The organism is Faecalibacterium langellae, assembly GCF_002549775.1.
Classification (GTDB): domain Bacteria; phylum Bacillota; class Clostridia; order Oscillospirales; family Ruminococcaceae; genus Faecalibacterium; species Faecalibacterium langellae.
Map to the genome: position 1 here is coordinate 758,687 of NZ_NMTR01000021.1, position 15,254 is coordinate 773,940.

Genomic DNA, 15,254 nt, shown 5'->3' on the forward strand with positions numbered 1-15,254 from the left:
CGAAACGATGAACGAAACGCCGCTTTATCAGGCGGTCCAAAGCAGGCGGGCTGAGGGCGGCCGTACGCTGGCCTGTGTGCTGAATGGGGAATGCGCTGGGGAACAGCTATTATTATGTGAGGGTGTGCCGGTGTGGCAGTGCGGCGAGACGGAACTCCTTCGCCGAAATCTGCCTGCGCTGCAAAGCTGCACGGCGACCGGTGTGCAGGAGATCAGCGGGCAGCGGGTCTTTGTGGAGCGCTTTGGTGCCGTGCCGCAGCTTGTCGTCTGCGGCGGCGGTCATGTGGCCACGGCTGTAGTCCGTCTGGCAAAGCTGCTGGGCCTGCCGATGCTGGCAATGGATGACCGCGAAGAATATGCCGGTCAGCTGCGGGCAGCTGGCGCAGACACCGTGCTCTGCCAACCCTTCGAAGCGGCGCTGGAGCAGGTGCCCGGCGGATCTGAGACCTATTTTGTGGTGGTGACCCGTGCTCACGCCTTTGATGTGGTGTGCCTGGAAAAGATCCTGCGCAAACCTGCCGCCTATGTGGGCATGATGGGCAGCAAAGGCCGTGCCGCACTGGTGCGCCGTCAACTGCTGGAGCAGGGCATGGATGCGCCGCGTGTGGAAGCACTCTGTGCCCCCATCGGTCTGCCCATTGGCTCCCAGACGGCAGAGGAAATTGCACTTTCCATTCTGGCACAGGTGGTCTCGGTCAAGAACGCCCGCCCGCAGACCGAGGGCTTTTCGTCCGCACTGCTGGATGCGATGCAGCACGCAGACCAGAGCGGACAGAAAGCGGTGCTTGCCGTTATCATTGCCCGGCACGGCTCCACCCCGCGGGAGGTGGGTGCAAAAATGCTGATCTCACAGGATGGCACGCTGACCGGCAGCGTGGGCGGCGGCATCATGGAGCACCGCACCATCCTTGCCGCGCAGGAGATGTTGGCGGGCAAGGCACCGGCGCACCAGACCGTTCATTTTTCTGCGGACGGCAAAAACGAAGATGCAGCGGTGGCGGCCTGCGGCGGCTCCATGGAGCTTTTGCTCACGCTGTTGGAAACAGGAGAGGCACTTTCATGAAAAAAGATTCTCTGATCCTTGTGCGCGGCGGCGGCGACCTTGCCACCGGCACCATCCACCGGCTGTGGAGCGCAGGCCTGCGAATCCTTGTGCTGGAAGCAGAGCACCCGGCAGCCATCCGGCGGCAGGTGTCGCTGTGCGAAGCGGTCTATGAGGGCGAGACGACGGTCGAAGGGCTTCGTGCTGTCCGCATTGACACGTTGGAACAGGCGCAGGCCGTTTGGGCTGCGAATGCGGTGCCCGTTCTGGTGGACCCGGCGGGCGAGAGCATCCGGCAGGCAAAGCCGGAGATTGTGATCGACGCTATCCTTGCCAAGAAGAACCTCGGCACGACCCGCGATATGGCCCCGCTGACCATCGCCCTTGGCCCGGGCTTTACCGCCGGGCAGGATGTGGACGTGGTGGTGGAAACAAAGCGCGGGCATCGTCTGGGCCGCATCATCCGGGAGGGCACTGCCATCCCGAATACTGGCATCCCCGGCGTGATCGGCGGCTACGGCAAAGAGCGGGTCATCCATGCGCAGACAGCAGGCAACTTTGTGGATGTGCGGAAGATCGGCGACATCGTGGAAGCGGGTGAGACCATTGCCCACATCGAATCAGAAGACGGAACGGTAACGCCTGTGACCACCCAGATCACCGGCATCCTGCGCGGTCTGCTGCGCAGCGGGTACCCGGTCGTGCCCGGTTTCAAGGTGGCCGATGTGGACCCGCGCAAAGAAGAACTCTCCAACTGCTTCTTGATCTCCGATAAGGCCCGCTGCATCGCGGGCAGTGTGCTGGAGCTTGTCTGCGCGCAGCTTTGGACCTGATACAAACGAAAAAAGAGCCTTCGCCCCTGTTTCCGGCGTTCTGCCGAAAGGGGAGCGAAGGCTCTGGTTTGTTATATGGTTCAGTTGCGATAGCACCGGTCCTGGCCGACAAGCCAGTCCTCACACAGACGCTGTGCTTCTTCCAGGCTGCGGCTTTCACAGTCGAAGTATGCACCGCGCATGGAGCAGTAGGAGTAATGGACCTTTGGAACACCGTTGCCATCCTTGAAGCGTTCGCAGCGTTCTTCGCCGGGCATCAGAAAAAGTTGTTCCATCGTTCCTTCTCCTTTGTGCTTTCTTCTCTATAACGCGAATGCGGCTGCCGGAACGCAGGCCGCACAACGCTTGCTATTGTAGCACATGGGAGGAAAAGTTGCCATTGCCGTTTTGCCCAAAGATACGTTTTGTTTTTCTATGCGGTTGTGGCGCAAAAAGGCTTGACAAAGTCATTCGTGCAGAAGGCGCTCACTTTCCAGGCTTTCTTTCTTGCCGTGGATGCGTCCAAGGCCATAGGACAGCAGTGCGGCACACAGCAGATTGATGATGGAAATCGTCCGCCCGCCGAGCAGGTTGGCAACGCCGATGAGCAGGTTCGCAAGGCAGAGCAGCCAGGTGGTCTTGCCGATACGGTCCAGATGTGCAATGCGGGAGTCGATGTCTGAGAATAGATCGAATGCACCCAGCTCCGCTTTGCGGCGGAAATACATCCAGATCACAGCTGCCAACGTATTCGGCACCCAGTCCCTCGACAAAGCTGCGGTAGTCTTTATTGGAGTTCATCTCCATGCGGAAAATATACTCGCCCGGCTCGCAAGGCGCAAAGATATAGGTGGCGAAATACGCCTTTTCCAGCGCCCAGCCGTTCATTGCCATTTCGTTCAGCCAGCGCTCCTCTTTTTCAAAGTCCCATTCCCAAAAGACCCGGTGGATGGTTTTTCGTTCGCTCATCACAATTTCTCCTGTAAGATGCTCTCGCCGTTTGCAACCAGCTGCTGCAAACGAGCCAGTTCGTGCTTCAAAATCAGCAGACCCTCGTCGGTCAGTTGATACTCTTTTTTGCGGCTGCCATGCTCAATTGGCAGCTGGCGGATCCAGCCCTTTTCACAAAGGGAGTTCAGCGCGCCATACAGTGTCCCGGCGGCAAGGCGGACCCGCCCGCCGGAAAGCTGCTCGGTCTGCTGCATGATGCCGTAACCATGCTGTGGGCGGTAGAGAGAAAGCAGAATGTAATAGGTGGATTCGGTCAATGCAAGGTTCTCCATTGCAGGGTTCACCTCCGTTCTATCGAAGCTCGATGTATCGTCAAGCGATATATCGCAAATTCAGTATATCGCTTGACGATATAATTTGTCAACCCCTTTTTTGAAAATTTTGCTGCAGTAAACGCAGCACTCTGTCCAAAACAGCATTTTTGCCCCTGCACGAAAGAAATACTTCCGCAGCAGAAGTCCTGATCGTGTGTATGGAAAAAGCGATGGAGGAGAGAAAAATATTTTGTGCAATTTTCACAGTTTTCTAATTGATGTTTTGGTGGTACAATAGGAGCATCAAACTAGGTCTTTTCGGGAGGAGCACATGGCAGAAAAGAATATCGAACTGGATAGTGTGGAGATCGCGGCTGCCGTTTTTGGCAACTGTGACCGGAACATCCGCCTTTTGGAAAAGGAGTTTTCCGTCACGGCGGTCTGCCGGGGCACGCAGCTCCGCCTTTCGGGCGAAGCCGCCAATGTTGCGGCCGCGAACCGCGCTGTGGAAGGCATGCTTCTCCTCATCGAGAACCACACGCCGCTGGAAGATCAGACCGTGCGCTACTGCATCAGCCTGGCGCACGATGGGGCAGAGAAGCGGGTCAAGGAGCTGACCGAAGATTTTGTCACGGTCACGGTGAAAGGGCGGCCCATCCGCCCGAAGACGCTGGGCCAGAAGGAATACCTGAACGCTATCCGCACCAACGCTATCACCTTCGGCGTCGGCCCGGCGGGAACCGGCAAAACTTACCTGGCCGTGGCCATGGCGGTGAAAGCCTTCAAGGCCAAGGACGTGTCCCGCATCGTGCTGACCCGCCCGGCGGTGGAAGCCGGCGAGAAACTGGGTTTCCTGCCCGGTGACCTGCAGCAGAAGGTGGACCCCTACCTGCGCCCGCTGTACGATGGCCTGTTCGATATGCTGGGTGCCGAGACCTATGAGCGGCTGGTGGAAAAGCAGATCATTGAAGTGGCGCCGCTGGCCTATATGCGCGGCCGCACGCTGGATGATTCCTTCATCATTCTGGATGAAGCGCAGAACACCACGCCCGAGCAGATGAAGATGTTCCTCACCCGCATGGGCGTGGGCTCCAAGGTGGTCGTGACCGGCGATGTGACCCAGATCGACCTGCCGGAACGCACCCGCAGCGGCCTTGTGGATGCACTGCATGTGCTGAAAAATGTCAACGGCATCGCGCAGTGCTATTTCACCGAAAAAGATGTTGTACGCCACCGCTTAGTGCAGGAGATCATCAAAGCGTATGAAAAAGCTGCACACCCGGAAAAATAAAAAAAAAAAACAGACAGAACTCTGATCGAAAAAATGGAAAGGAGTGGACTGATTTATGTCCAATAAAGTTTTGATCACCAACTCCCAGAAGGCCGTGAAGGTCCCTTCGGGCCTGCGCATCCTGATCCGCCGCGCCTGCAACGCAGTGCTGGAATACGAGCATTTTGATGCACCCGCCGAGATCAGCGTCACCTTCGTGGACAATGCGGCCATCGCCGAGTTGAACAACCAGTATCGCAACAAGCCGATGCCCACCGACGTGCTCAGCTTTCCTCTGGGCGAGAACGGCAAATACGACGTGGACGAGAACAACGGCTGCATGATGCTGGGCGATATCGTCATCAGCATGGAGCGTGCCCTGGAGCAGGCAAATCTCTACGGCCATCCGCTGCAGCGCGAAGTAGCCTTTCTGACCGTGCACTCCATGCTGCACCTGCTGGGCTACGACCACGAGAACGGCGGCCTGGAGGCCATGCGGATGCGCGAAAAAGAGGAAGCCGTTCTGCTGCAGCTGGGTCTGCCCCGCACCGTCAGCTACACGGAGTAAGCCAAACGATCGGAAATCACTGTGCGGATGCCGCACGAACAACAGACAGGAGCTTGATTTTGAGTAACGCTACACCCATTCAGGGCCATTATGATACATCTTCCGTTTTCGTCGCCGTGATCGGCCGCCCCAATGTGGGCAAATCCAGCCTGACCAACCTGCTTGTGGGCGAAAAGGTGGCCATCGTCACCTCCAAGCCGCAGACCACCCGTACCCGTATCACCGGCGTCATCACCCGCGGCCCGCTGCAGTATGTGCTGCTGGACACCCCGGGCGTGCACAAGGCCCGCAACAAGCTGGGCAAGCGAATGGACAAGACTGCAAGCGATTCCATCGCGGATGTGGATGTTTCCATGATGCTGTTCGAGCCCTACGGTGCGCTGAATGAATCGGAAATGACTCTTGTGGAGATGCTGCGCAGCAGCGGCGGCCCGGCCATTGCGGTCATCAACAAGACCGACCTCGTCAAAGAGCCTGCCGATCTGGAAGCGCGCAAAGAAGAATTGAAGGCGCTGGGCGTATTCGATGACATTTACACCGTCAGCGTCCGCGATAACGACGGCTGCGAAGCATTGTTCGATGCGTTGAGCCGCTACGCTGTGGAGGGCCCGCATTACTTCGACGATGACGCTTACACCGATATGCCGGAAAAAGAGCTGGTGGCAGAGGTCATCCGTGAAAAAGCCCTGCTCTACATGCGGGACGAGATCCCGCACGGCATCGCCGTGGTGGTGGAGCGCTTCAAAGAGCGCCCGGGCACGGACCTGATCGACATCGACGTGAACATCTACTGTGAGCGCGAGAGCCACAAGGGGATGGTCATCGGCAAAGGCGGTGCCATGCTGAAAAAGATCGCCAGCGCCGCCCGTGCCGACTGCGAGGAGTTCCTCGGCTGCCGCGTCAACCTGCAGTGCTGGGTGAAGGTAAAGTCGGATTGGCGGGACAACGAGTTTTTGCTGAACAACTTCGGCTTCAAGCAGAACAGCAACAACCGTTGACAGGGCAGATTTTCCTTGCATGAATACCCGGGGAATACCGGACACTATCCAAAAGCACATGCAGGGAAGGCGGGGTGCCCCATGAACGTTCAGGCCAGCTGGCAGGCGTTTGCCTGCACGGGGAACATTCTCCGGTATCTCGACTATAAACATCAGGAACAGCCGACAGGAGGCACAGACGATGGAACCCTTTGTGACGATGGGCCTGGTGCTGAAAGAAACACAATACCGGGAAGCAGACCGGATCCTTACGATCCTGACCCCGAAGCTGGGGGTGATCTCGGCACTGGCCAAAAACAGCATGCGGGTCACCAATAAGCTGTTCAGTGGCTGCGGTTTGTTCTGTTATTCCGAGTTCACACTGGTAAAGGGCCGCAGCATGTATGTGGTGCAGGAGGCAGACGTTGAGAACGTCTTTTATGATGTCTCCAAAAGTCTGGAGGGCGTAGGCGTAGCCATGTATCTGGCCGAAATGACCTACACCCTTTCGCCCACCGGGCAGGAGGCGGAAAAGGAACTCCGGCTTTTGCTCAACTGCCTGTACATGATCAGCAAAGGCAAAGTAGACCCACGCGTGGTCAAGGCTGTTTTTGAGCTGCGCACCATGAGTGAATGCGGCTTTATGCCGCAGCTTGCGTGCTGCCGGGACTGCGGTGCCTACGAGGGCGACATGTTCTATCTGGACGTGCAGGAAGGGCATCTGCTGTGTGCAGACTGCGCTGCCAAAGCAGGCAAGAGCTGCAACCTGGACCTCGGTGCGCTGTATGCGCTGCGGCACATCTGCCTTGTGGACGACAAAAAAATATTTGCATTCAAAATCTCTCTGGGCAGCCTGGCAAAGCTTTCCGCAGTGGCAGAGCACTATGCGCTGGTCCATCTGGACAAGCCGCTGAAAAGCTACAGCTTTCTGAAATCGGTCCTGCCCTGACCCAAAAGGAATATCTATGGAAACAAGTTACTTAAAGACACTGGAACTGGATAAGATCATTGCCCGCGCTGCCGAAGGCTGTGTGTGCAAAGAGGCCCGGGAAAAGCTGCTGGCGCTGGAGCCGCAGTGCGACCCGGACGAAGTGCGCTATGCATTGGAGCAGACCGATGCCATCAACACGCTGCTGATCAAAAACGGCTCCCCGCGCTTTGGCGGGGTCGAGGGCGTCAGCCAGCTGGCAGCCCGCGCCGTCAAGGGTGGTGTGCTGTCCATGGGCGAACTGCTGATGGTGGCAGGTGCCCTGCGCAATTTCCAGAACTTGACCAGCTGGTACGGCGCTTCGGAACACGACGCCCTGCCGACGGACGATTTGTTCTATGCTCTGGCACCGCAGCCGGGGCTGGAGCAGCAGATCTCCAGCGCCATTCTGGCACCGGACGCCATGGCAGACACCGCTTCTTACACCCTGAACGACCTGCGCAAGAAGATCCGCGCCACCGAGAACAGCATCCGTGACCGGCTGGAAAGCATGGTGCGCAACATGGACACCTCCAAGTACCTGCAGGAGAGCGTGGTCTCCATGCGCAACGGCCGTTATGTTGTGCCGGTCAAGAGCGAGTACCGCGGCGAGGTGAGCGGCATCATCCACGATGTGTCGTCCACCGGTGCCACGGTCTTTGTGGAGCCCCAGGCCGTTGTGGAGGCCAACGCCCGCATTTTGCAGTACCGCGCCCAGGAAGCGCAGGAGATCGAGCGCATCCTGGTAGCTTTCACTGCACAGGTGGCAGCCATTGAACCGCAGTTCCAGTACAGCTACAAGGCCATGCTGGACATCGACGTGCTGCTGGCAAAGGCGCGTCTGGCGCTGGACCTCAAAGCCTTCAAACCCGCCGTTCGCACCGACAATTCCTTCTCGCTCATCCGTGCACGCCACCCGCTGATCGACCCCAAAAAGTGTGTGCCGGTGGATATCGCACTGGGTAGGGAATATGATTCCCTCATCATCACCGGCCCGAACACCGGCGGTAAGACCGTCACCCTGAAAACGGCCGGTCTGCTGTGCGCTATGGCACAGTGCGGCTTTCTTATCCCGGCCGACGAGCGCAGCGAGATCTGCGTGTTTGATGAATTCCTGGTGGATATCGGCGACGAACAGAGCATTGAACAGAGCCTTTCCACCTTCTCCGGCCACATGAAAAAGATCACCGGCATTCTGGAACTGGCCATGCCGCACACCCTTGTCCTGTTAGACGAGCTGGGTGCCGGTACGGACCCGGCCGAGGGTGCTGCGCTGGCCGTCGCCATCATTGAAGAACTGCGCCGCCGCGGCGTACTGCTGATGGCCACCACCCATTACGCAGAACTGAAGGTCTTCGCGTTGGAAACAAAGGGTGTCGTCAATGCCAGCTGTGAGTTTGATCTGGAAACCCTGCGCCCGACCTACAAACTGAGCGTCGGCGTGCCGGGCAAATCCAATGCATTTCTCATCAGCGAAAAGCTGGGTATTCCGGAGCGGGTCATCGAAGCGGCACAGCAGCATCTTTCTGCCGAAGATAAGCGGCTGGATGCCGTTCTGGGCCAGCTGGATGATTTGAAACTGCAGCTAAAAGAGAGCCAGAACGAGGTCGAGGAGCTGAAAAACGAAGCTTCTCACCAGCTGGAAGCGGCCCAGAAGAAGCGCGATGAATTGATCCAGCAGGGCGAAAATGAGTTGGAAGCAGCCCGTGCCAAGGCCCGTGCACTGGCACAGCAGGTGGAGAGCCAGGCCTATGCTCTGACGGACGAGCTGCGTCAGCTGCAAAAGGATGAGCGCATGAGCACCCAGCAGAAGGCCCAGCGCGCCCGCGAGATCGCCAAGAAGGAGTCTGAAAAGCTCTTTATGGGCACCGAGGTAGTGCACAACCCCGTCAAGGAGTTCGTGCCGCTGAAAGAGGTCAAGGTGGGGCAGGAGGTCTGCATTGCCGAGCTGAACCAGCTGGCCACTGTGATGGCACTGCCGGATAAAAACGGCGACGTGCTGGTGCGTGCGGGCATCATCAAGACGAAGGTCCCGCTCAAGGGGTTGAAGCAGCCGGAAAAACTGGTGAAAGAGAAGAAGCCGCAGACCAAGGCACAGCAGCGCTACTCCCGCCTGACTGGCGACGCAAACCGGCCGAACGGCAGGGTAGAGCGGGTGCAGCGCACGGCCAAGATGGAGTGCAACCTGCTGGGTCTGACCGTGGATGAAGCTCTGCCAGAGGTGGATTCCTTCATCGACCGTGCCATCCTGAACGGGCAGACAGTGGTCTACCTGATCCACGGCAACGGCACCGGTGCCCTGCGCACGGCGATCCACAAGCATCTGCGCGGCAACCGCATGGTCAAGAGCTTCCGTCTGGGCCGCTATGGCGAGGGCGAAAGCGGCGTGACCGTGGTCGAGCTGAAGTAAATTTGAACTTTTCAAAAACTGCCTGAGCGTTCTGCCCGGGCAGTTTTTGCTTGCATGGCAAGAAAAAGCCGAGTATACTCGTATTATAATAAAATCGAGTAAAACAGACAGGAAGTACATCCCATGGCCAATCGTCACGCAGCACCGCACCGAAAACGAAAAAGCAAGCGGAAGGAACGCCCGCTCCTCGGCACAGCGCTCGTGCTGTGCTTTTGCACGCTGGCCTTCGTGTTTGCCGGTTTTCTCTGGCAGGAAGCGCTCCGGACCTCCACGCAGGTGCCGGAACGTCAAACCGGCTCAGACGACGACTTCCGCCCGCAGGTCGGTGACCCGCCATACCGCGTGGCGATCGACGCCGGGCACGGCGGCAGCGACCCGGGCGCAAGGGGAGTCGTGGAAGAAAAAGATGTTACCGCAGCGACGGCCTCTGCATTGCTCCAATGGCTGGAGCAGGACTCCAATTATATCCCGCTGCAGACGCGGGAAAGCTTTGATGTGACCGCAACACCCGCCGAGCGTGCAGCTGCGGCCAGGGCGCAGGCCCCGCAGCTGCTGCTTTCCGTCCATGCAAACTCCGCAGCCAATGGCTCCACCGCGGCAGGCTTTGAGTGCTATCCGTCGGTGCCGGGCCGCACATGGCACGCGGAAAGCTTTTACTTTGCGCGGCTGCTGGCCAGCGGAATGCAGGCTGCCGGGGCTTCGCTGCGCGGGCGCGGGGGAGTCCGATACATTTATTATCTGGAAAACGACCAGAAACAGCTTGTGGAAAGTACCCACACCGAAGTGCGGGCAGAGCGCAGCTTCACCTTGCTGGAAGATGTGGATTGCCCGGCCGTTCTGGCCGAACAGTGCTTTGTGACCAGTGCAGAGGATGTGGAACGCTTTGGCAGTGAGGAAGGCTGCCGGAAGGTGGCGCGAATCTATTATGAAGCGGTCTGTGCATACTTTGGCACACAGCCATTGCCGGAATAAAAAACATCGCATCCCCAAAGAAGAAAAAGTGCGCTTCGCTCCTTTGAAGCTCCTTTATAAAGAACACGGCATCCACCCGGGAATACAAGTATGAACGAACCGTTTTACAAAACGATGCCGGAATACGCCCGGAGCACCATGAACCGCCGCCGGAATCTCTGTAGAAAGAGAGAAGGGCGGCAGCTTTTTTTGATAATCATCATTTCGTATAATGCACGTTATGCGAAATATAGGGAAGTGAAAAAAGCCACTTTTCCGGTTTTTGAGCCTTTTTCGGCTGTCTGGCTCCATTTGGGCTCTGCGGACTCTTTGAGCCTAGTTTTGCTTTAGTTATCATTTTTGTTGTTACAAGTTCTGTTTTATTTGTTTTTCCATTTCCATTCAAACGCAATCTTTCTTTATCCGTTCGCCGTTTGTTTTCATTATTATGATATTATGATATTCTCGCGGCGTGGTTTTCTTTTTACCGTTCACATTGGCTTTGCAAACACCATCAAAAAACTCCCGGCAAGCATCTGTCTGTCCGACAGTGTTTGTCAGGAGTTCCAATCGTTCATCTGCGTTAAGTAAAAATCCGTACACATGACCCACGGTTCATCGGGCTCCCGATGTCGGATCCGATGGTTCCGAAAGCGCACCTTCAGGCAGATCCAGGCCAAAGCCTTCCTTGGCGGCACCTGTAAGCTCTGGTGCAGGGGCATTCTCATCCGATTCGTCTTGGAATTCCGGCGAAGATACGTTGCTTTCATTCAAAGACGCATTAGATTCCCCAAGGGCCTTCCCTGCCTCGGTTCCTGTTGTATCCAAGCTTGCACGAGAGGTCTTCTTACGCGAGACCTTGCCCAGCGGATTTTCCTCAATAGCCGTCCGCACCTGAAATTCCTGTAGGTGCGTGTAAATTTGGGTCGTGGAAACGCTGCTGTGGCCCAGCAGCTGCTTGAGGGTCAGGATATCCACATTGCCGGTCTGGTACATCAGCGTGGCAGCGGTGTGGCGCAGCTTATGGGTGGAAAAGCCCTTCAGCCCGGCTGCTTTCATGGCACCGGTCACCAGCTGTTCCACCCTTCGGTTGCCGATGCGCTCCTTGCGCCGCCGGGTGATGAACACCGCACGCTCCTTCGGCAAAAGCCCTTCCATCGTGTTGCGCTTGTTCAGGTACAGCTGCAGCGCCTCCATGCAGGCATCGTTCAGGTAGACCATGCGCTCTTTATGGCCCTTGCCAAACAGCCGAATCTGACGGTTTTCCATATCGATGTCTTCCAGATCCATGCCCACCAGCTCTGCCAGACGCATCCCGCAGTTCAAAAACAGTACCACCATGCAGTAATCCCGCTCCGGGAAGTCGCTCTGGAACTGGGTGCTTTCCAGCAGATCCATGGACTGCTCTGCCGTCAGATATTTAGGCAGGACTTTATCCTGTTTAGGCGGATGGATGGCGGCTGTGGGGTCAGCTTCCAGCTTGTTGACCTGATTGACCAGATAATCATAGAAGCCGTGCAGGCTGGCGAGCCGCCGAGCGGTCGAGGACTTTTTGTTGCCGCATTCGCTGCCCAGAAAGTACAGATATTCGTAGATATCTTCCTTTGTCACGCTGGCCCAGAACGCGGCATCCAAGCCTTTCGGGTCGATATCCTTCAATTCGCAGTCCGCCGGGACAAGCCCGCGCCGACGCTTCATAAAGCGGCTGAACCCGCGCAGGTCGCAGTAATAGCTGAAGGCGGTGTTTGCGCTCTTGCCCGCGATCACTTCCAGATAGCGCACATAGGCCACGACGTCCGGCGAGGCATCCTCAAAGGGCTTGTGCTTGCCCGGATTTTTTTCATCAAGGTAGATCGACATAGTTCCCTCTTACAAGCGGTCGGTTTTCAGTGCGTTGATGGCATCGCTGATATAAGCCGCACCGATCAGCTGCATTCCCGGATAATCCGCCGGGTTCAGGTGGTTCAGGCTGTGCTTCGGGATGACAGCCCGCTCAAAACCGATACGCTCTGCCTCATGCAGACGCTGCTCCAGATTCGGCACACTGCGCACCTCACCGCCCAGGCCTACTTCGCCGATGGCGATCAGCTTATCGCTGACGGGGCGGTCCAGAAGCGACGAGACCATGCTCAGGCAGACGGAAAGGTCGCAGGCGGTATCCCGCAGAGCGATACCGCCGACAATGTTGACATAAACATCCAGATTGCCGAAGAAATAGCCTGCACGCTTTTCCAGCACGGCGATCAGAAGGTTCATGCGGTTGTAGTCGTAACCGCTGCAGGCACGGCGCGGGGCCGGAAAATTCGTTTTGGTGGCCAGTGCCTGGATCTCGCTCAGAATGGGCCGACTGCCCTCAATGGTGCAGGCCACACAGTTGCCGGAGACACCCAGCGGACGGCCTTCCAACAGCATCTGGGACGGGTTTTCGATCTCGGCAAGGCCCTGCCCGGTCATGTCGAACATACCCAGCTCATTGGTGGAGCCATAGCGGTTTTTGGCCGCACGCAGAATGCGGTACGGCAGCATTTTGTCGCCCTCGAAGTACAGCACGGTATCCACGATGTGCTCCATGACCTTCGGGCCCGCAATGGCACCGTCCTTGTTCACATGGCCCACGATGAACATGGGGATCTCCTGCTTTTTGGCCACAGCCAGCAGCCGCGCGGCACTCTCCTTCACCTGGCTGACCGTACCGGACGAAGACGCAATGTCCATGCAACGCATGGTCTGGATGGAGTCGATGACTACAAGGTCCGGCTTTTCCTTTTCGATCAGGCCACAGATCTCGTCCACATCGTTCTCGGCGGCCAGAAAGATGTTCTCCTGCGGCACCTTCAGCCGGGCCGCCCGCAGCTTGACCTGCCGCACCGACTCCTCACCGGTGATATACAGTACCGTGTGCTGATTCGAGATTGCACCGCACAGCTGCAGCAGCATCGTGGATTTGCCCACGCCCGGCTCACCGCTCAGCAGCACCACGCCACCCAGCACGATACCTCCACCCAGCACGCGGTCCAGCTCAGAGATGCCGGTCAAAATGCGGCTTTTTTCTTCCGTGGTGCTGATCTCCGAAAGGCGCTTTGCCGTCAGGGTCGTCACGCCTTCCTGTCTGGCAGCGGCCGCCTGCCGGGCGGCCGTGGTGCCCGCCTTCGGGGCTTCGGCCACAACATCCTCATTCATCGTGTTCCAACTGCCGCAGCTGGGGCAGCGGCCCATCCAGCGAGGGCTTGTCTCCCCGCAGTTGGAACAGACGTATACAGTTTTCAGCTTCGGTTCTTTCATGGATATTCTCCTGCTGTTTCACATAATGTTTTTCATTATTGTAGCACACTGCGGTTCTTCCTGCAAGAAAAGCAGCTGCGTTTTGTTCAGAACAGCCTGCTTTCCAGGCAGGCCAGACCGGCTGCCGCCCCGCACAAGGGCAAAAAGAGAACGAGCGTCAGCAGGTACTGGCGGAATAACACTGCCGCGCCCGGGCGTTCCGCACCGGGATGCACCGTCCGGAAAGAGTATGCCCGGATGCGGCCGCTGACACGCAGAGCTGCCGCACCCAGAAGGCACAGGCAGGCCGCCGCCGCAGATGCCGGAACTGCGGTAAGCAAAAGGAGCAGAGCTTTTCCGCCAAGGCTTGTCCCGGAAAAAAGCTGGACCGTCAGGATGCCGTTCCCGGCCCCATAAAGCATCATGAACAGAACGATCAGCACCGGCCCAAAAGCGGAAAATCCCAGCAGGAACAGGCAGGTCGCCGCGGCCAACAGGGTGATGTATTCTGCCGTAAAGATCGCTGCCGCCGCATGGGTACCGGAAGCCGAAAAAAGCGCAAGCCAGCTCTGAAGATAAGCGCGCAGCCATTCCAGCTGCGGCGCATTGCACAGCGCGTACAGGACACCGGCCGCAGCGCTCCCGGCCAGAAAAGCCGCCGCCAGCATTCCACTGCCCGGAAAGGCCTGCGCAGCACCCCGCCGGGCAGGGACGGGCGCTGCCGGGGCCGTTGCATGCACTTCCGGCTGCACTGTGCCGGGTGCTTCTTGTGGGGCCTCATTTTCGAATGTGTTCGCATCGCATGCCGGGACCGGCAGCAGCGATCGTTCTGCCGCATCCGGTGCAGTGTGATTTGCAAGGGGGGCATCCGGTTCATAGATCCACATCGTTCGTTCCCCTTCCCTCAGCCGAGATGTTTTTTCGGGTGGCTGCGCACACCAAGGAAGCCGCCCAGACTGCCGCACAGAATGACCGCTGCAAAGCGCATCCATGCCGCGCTTTCCATAAACACGCCGGACGGCAGCGCCAGCACGAACAGCAGCGCCGCAAACCAGAGCCCCTGTGCGATGCCGCAGAAAAGACCGCGCTCCCGTTTGCAGAACGCCGTCACCCATCCGCTGCAAAAGCTGCCAAACCCCACCGCAGCTGCGGCCAGCGGCACGGCCACAGAGCCGGAACAATGGTGTGACGCCATCCATGCAGCAAACCCCAGCAGGCTGCAGGCCGATGCCAGGACCCCAACAAGGCCTGCCAGAAGCCAGACCCGAAGCACCGATACAAAATTCTTCTTTTCAGACATAAAAACACGCCTCCCTGCCAGAACTCTATGCAGGGAGGCGTGTTCATTATGCATTGGCGGGAAAGGCTTACTTCTTGTCGGAGCCAGCCTTGTCCATGTTCAGCTTCTCAACAGAAGCGATGGCAGTCTTGGTGAAGCGGATCTTCACGCGGTCTGCGCCGGTCTCCAGAACAAAGGTGTCGTCCTTGATGGCAACGACGCGGCCGATCACACCGCCGATGGTGGTGACCTGATCGCCGATCTCCAGGCTGCTGCGCATGGCGGCATCCTTCTTTTCCTGCTTCTTCTGGGGACGATAGATCATGAAGTACAGCAGAACCAGCATCAGTGCCAGCGTGAAGAACAGGCTGATGTAGCCCTCGGACGTGGTGGTCAGAAATTGCATGGTGCAAAGTCTCCTCTCAAAATTCAGATAAAACTATTATACCTTT

General features: G+C 57.8%; 16 protein-coding genes and 1 pseudogene. 8 read left to right on the forward strand and 9 right to left on the reverse strand.

What is annotated here, in order from left to right; translation table 11 throughout:
- Positions 1-7: 7 nt before the first annotated feature.
- Together CGS49_RS12100 and yqeB are read left to right on the forward strand one after the other, a co-directional pair.
- Positions 8-1,063, forward strand: coding sequence for an XdhC family protein (locus CGS49_RS12100; RefSeq protein WP_097802049.1), 1,056 nt, complete (start codon positions 8-10; stop codon positions 1,061-1,063).
- Entirely contained in the window at positions 1,060-1,875 is an 816-nt protein-coding gene (gene yqeB, locus CGS49_RS12105) for a selenium-dependent molybdenum cofactor biosynthesis protein YqeB (RefSeq protein ID WP_097802050.1), read from the forward strand. Before CGS49_RS12100 ends, yqeB begins: the two co-directional genes overlap by 4 nt.
- Before the next feature lie 80 nt (positions 1,876-1,955).
- Here yqeB and CGS49_RS12110 read toward each other — a convergent pair whose 3' ends face one another.
- The 4 genes and pseudogenes from CGS49_RS12110 to CGS49_RS12120 all read right to left on the reverse strand — a co-directional run bounded on the left by CGS49_RS12110 (position 1,956) and on the right by CGS49_RS12120 (position 3,137).
- The gene (locus CGS49_RS12110) at positions 1,956-2,150 is read right to left on the reverse strand and encodes a DUF3873 family protein (protein WP_097802051.1); all 195 of its coding nucleotides are present in this window, start codon (positions 2,148-2,150) and stop codon (positions 1,956-1,958) included.
- A gap of 171 nt (positions 2,151-2,321) precedes the next feature.
- Positions 2,322-2,591, reverse strand: a complete 270-nt coding sequence (locus CGS49_RS14495) for a DUF2812 domain-containing protein (RefSeq protein WP_242975475.1) — start codon at positions 2,589-2,591, stop codon at positions 2,322-2,324.
- Between the two features lie 61 nt (positions 2,592-2,652).
- A pseudogene (locus CGS49_RS14620) lies at positions 2,653-2,823 on the reverse strand (DUF2812 domain-containing protein); the annotation flags it as partial.
- A complete protein-coding gene (locus tag CGS49_RS12120) occupies positions 2,823-3,137 on the reverse strand; it encodes a PadR family transcriptional regulator (RefSeq protein WP_097802052.1) in 315 nt (104 codons plus the stop codon). The gene CGS49_RS12120 and the pseudogene CGS49_RS14620, both read right to left, overlap by 1 nt.
- 313 nt (positions 3,138-3,450) lie before the next feature.
- On the opposite strand from CGS49_RS12120, the gene CGS49_RS12125 reads away from it, so the two are divergent.
- The 6 genes from CGS49_RS12125 (at position 3,451) to CGS49_RS12150 (ending at position 10,283) form a co-directional block, all read left to right on the forward strand.
- On the forward strand, positions 3,451-4,410 hold the full coding sequence (locus CGS49_RS12125; RefSeq protein WP_097802053.1) for a PhoH family protein: 960 nt from the start codon (positions 3,451-3,453) through the stop codon (positions 4,408-4,410).
- A gap of 55 nt (positions 4,411-4,465) precedes the next feature.
- Positions 4,466-4,957, forward strand: a complete 492-nt coding sequence (gene ybeY, locus CGS49_RS12130; RefSeq protein ID WP_097802054.1) for an rRNA maturation RNase YbeY — start codon at positions 4,466-4,468, stop codon at positions 4,955-4,957.
- Positions 4,958-5,016: 59 nt separating this feature from the next.
- Positions 5,017-5,955, forward strand: coding sequence for a GTPase Era (gene era / locus CGS49_RS12135; RefSeq protein ID WP_242975462.1), 939 nt, complete (start codon positions 5,017-5,019; stop codon positions 5,953-5,955).
- A gap of 181 nt (positions 5,956-6,136) precedes the next feature.
- The gene (gene recO / locus CGS49_RS12140) at positions 6,137-6,883 is read left to right on the forward strand and encodes a DNA repair protein RecO (RefSeq protein WP_097802055.1); all 747 of its coding nucleotides are present in this window, start codon (positions 6,137-6,139) and stop codon (positions 6,881-6,883) included.
- Between the two features lie 16 nt (positions 6,884-6,899).
- Positions 6,900-9,311 carry an endonuclease MutS2 gene (locus tag CGS49_RS12145; RefSeq protein WP_097802056.1) on the forward strand — a complete coding sequence of 804 codons (2,412 nt, stop codon included), beginning with the start codon at positions 6,900-6,902 and terminating at the stop codon, positions 9,309-9,311.
- Positions 9,312-9,434: 123 nt separating this feature from the next.
- Complete coding sequence (locus tag CGS49_RS12150; protein WP_097802057.1) at positions 9,435-10,283, forward strand: N-acetylmuramoyl-L-alanine amidase family protein; 849 nt, start codon at positions 9,435-9,437, stop codon at positions 10,281-10,283.
- 594 nt (positions 10,284-10,877) lie between these two features.
- On the opposite strand, the gene CGS49_RS12160 is transcribed toward CGS49_RS12150, so the two are convergent.
- The 5 genes from CGS49_RS12160 to yajC form a co-directional block, all read right to left on the reverse strand.
- Positions 10,878-12,122: a tyrosine-type recombinase/integrase gene (locus CGS49_RS12160; protein WP_242975463.1), complete on the reverse strand. Its 1,245-nt coding sequence runs from the start codon at positions 12,120-12,122 to the stop codon at positions 10,878-10,880.
- A 9-nt stretch (positions 12,123-12,131) separates the two neighbouring features.
- A complete protein-coding gene (gene radA / locus CGS49_RS12165; RefSeq protein WP_097802059.1) occupies positions 12,132-13,544 on the reverse strand; it encodes a DNA repair protein RadA in 1,413 nt (470 codons plus the stop codon).
- 86 nt (positions 13,545-13,630) lie between these two features.
- Positions 13,631-14,275, reverse strand: coding sequence for a hypothetical protein (locus tag CGS49_RS12170; protein WP_143405865.1), 645 nt, complete (start codon positions 14,273-14,275; stop codon positions 13,631-13,633).
- A 152-nt stretch (positions 14,276-14,427) separates the two neighbouring features.
- The gene (locus CGS49_RS12175) at positions 14,428-14,823 is read right to left on the reverse strand and encodes a TIGR04086 family membrane protein (RefSeq protein WP_179859074.1); all 396 of its coding nucleotides are present in this window, start codon (positions 14,821-14,823) and stop codon (positions 14,428-14,430) included.
- A gap of 67 nt (positions 14,824-14,890) precedes the next feature.
- Positions 14,891-15,208: a preprotein translocase subunit YajC gene (gene yajC, locus CGS49_RS12180; RefSeq protein ID WP_097802062.1), complete on the reverse strand. Its 318-nt coding sequence runs from the start codon at positions 15,206-15,208 to the stop codon at positions 14,891-14,893.
- Positions 15,209-15,254 lie beyond the last annotated feature (46 nt).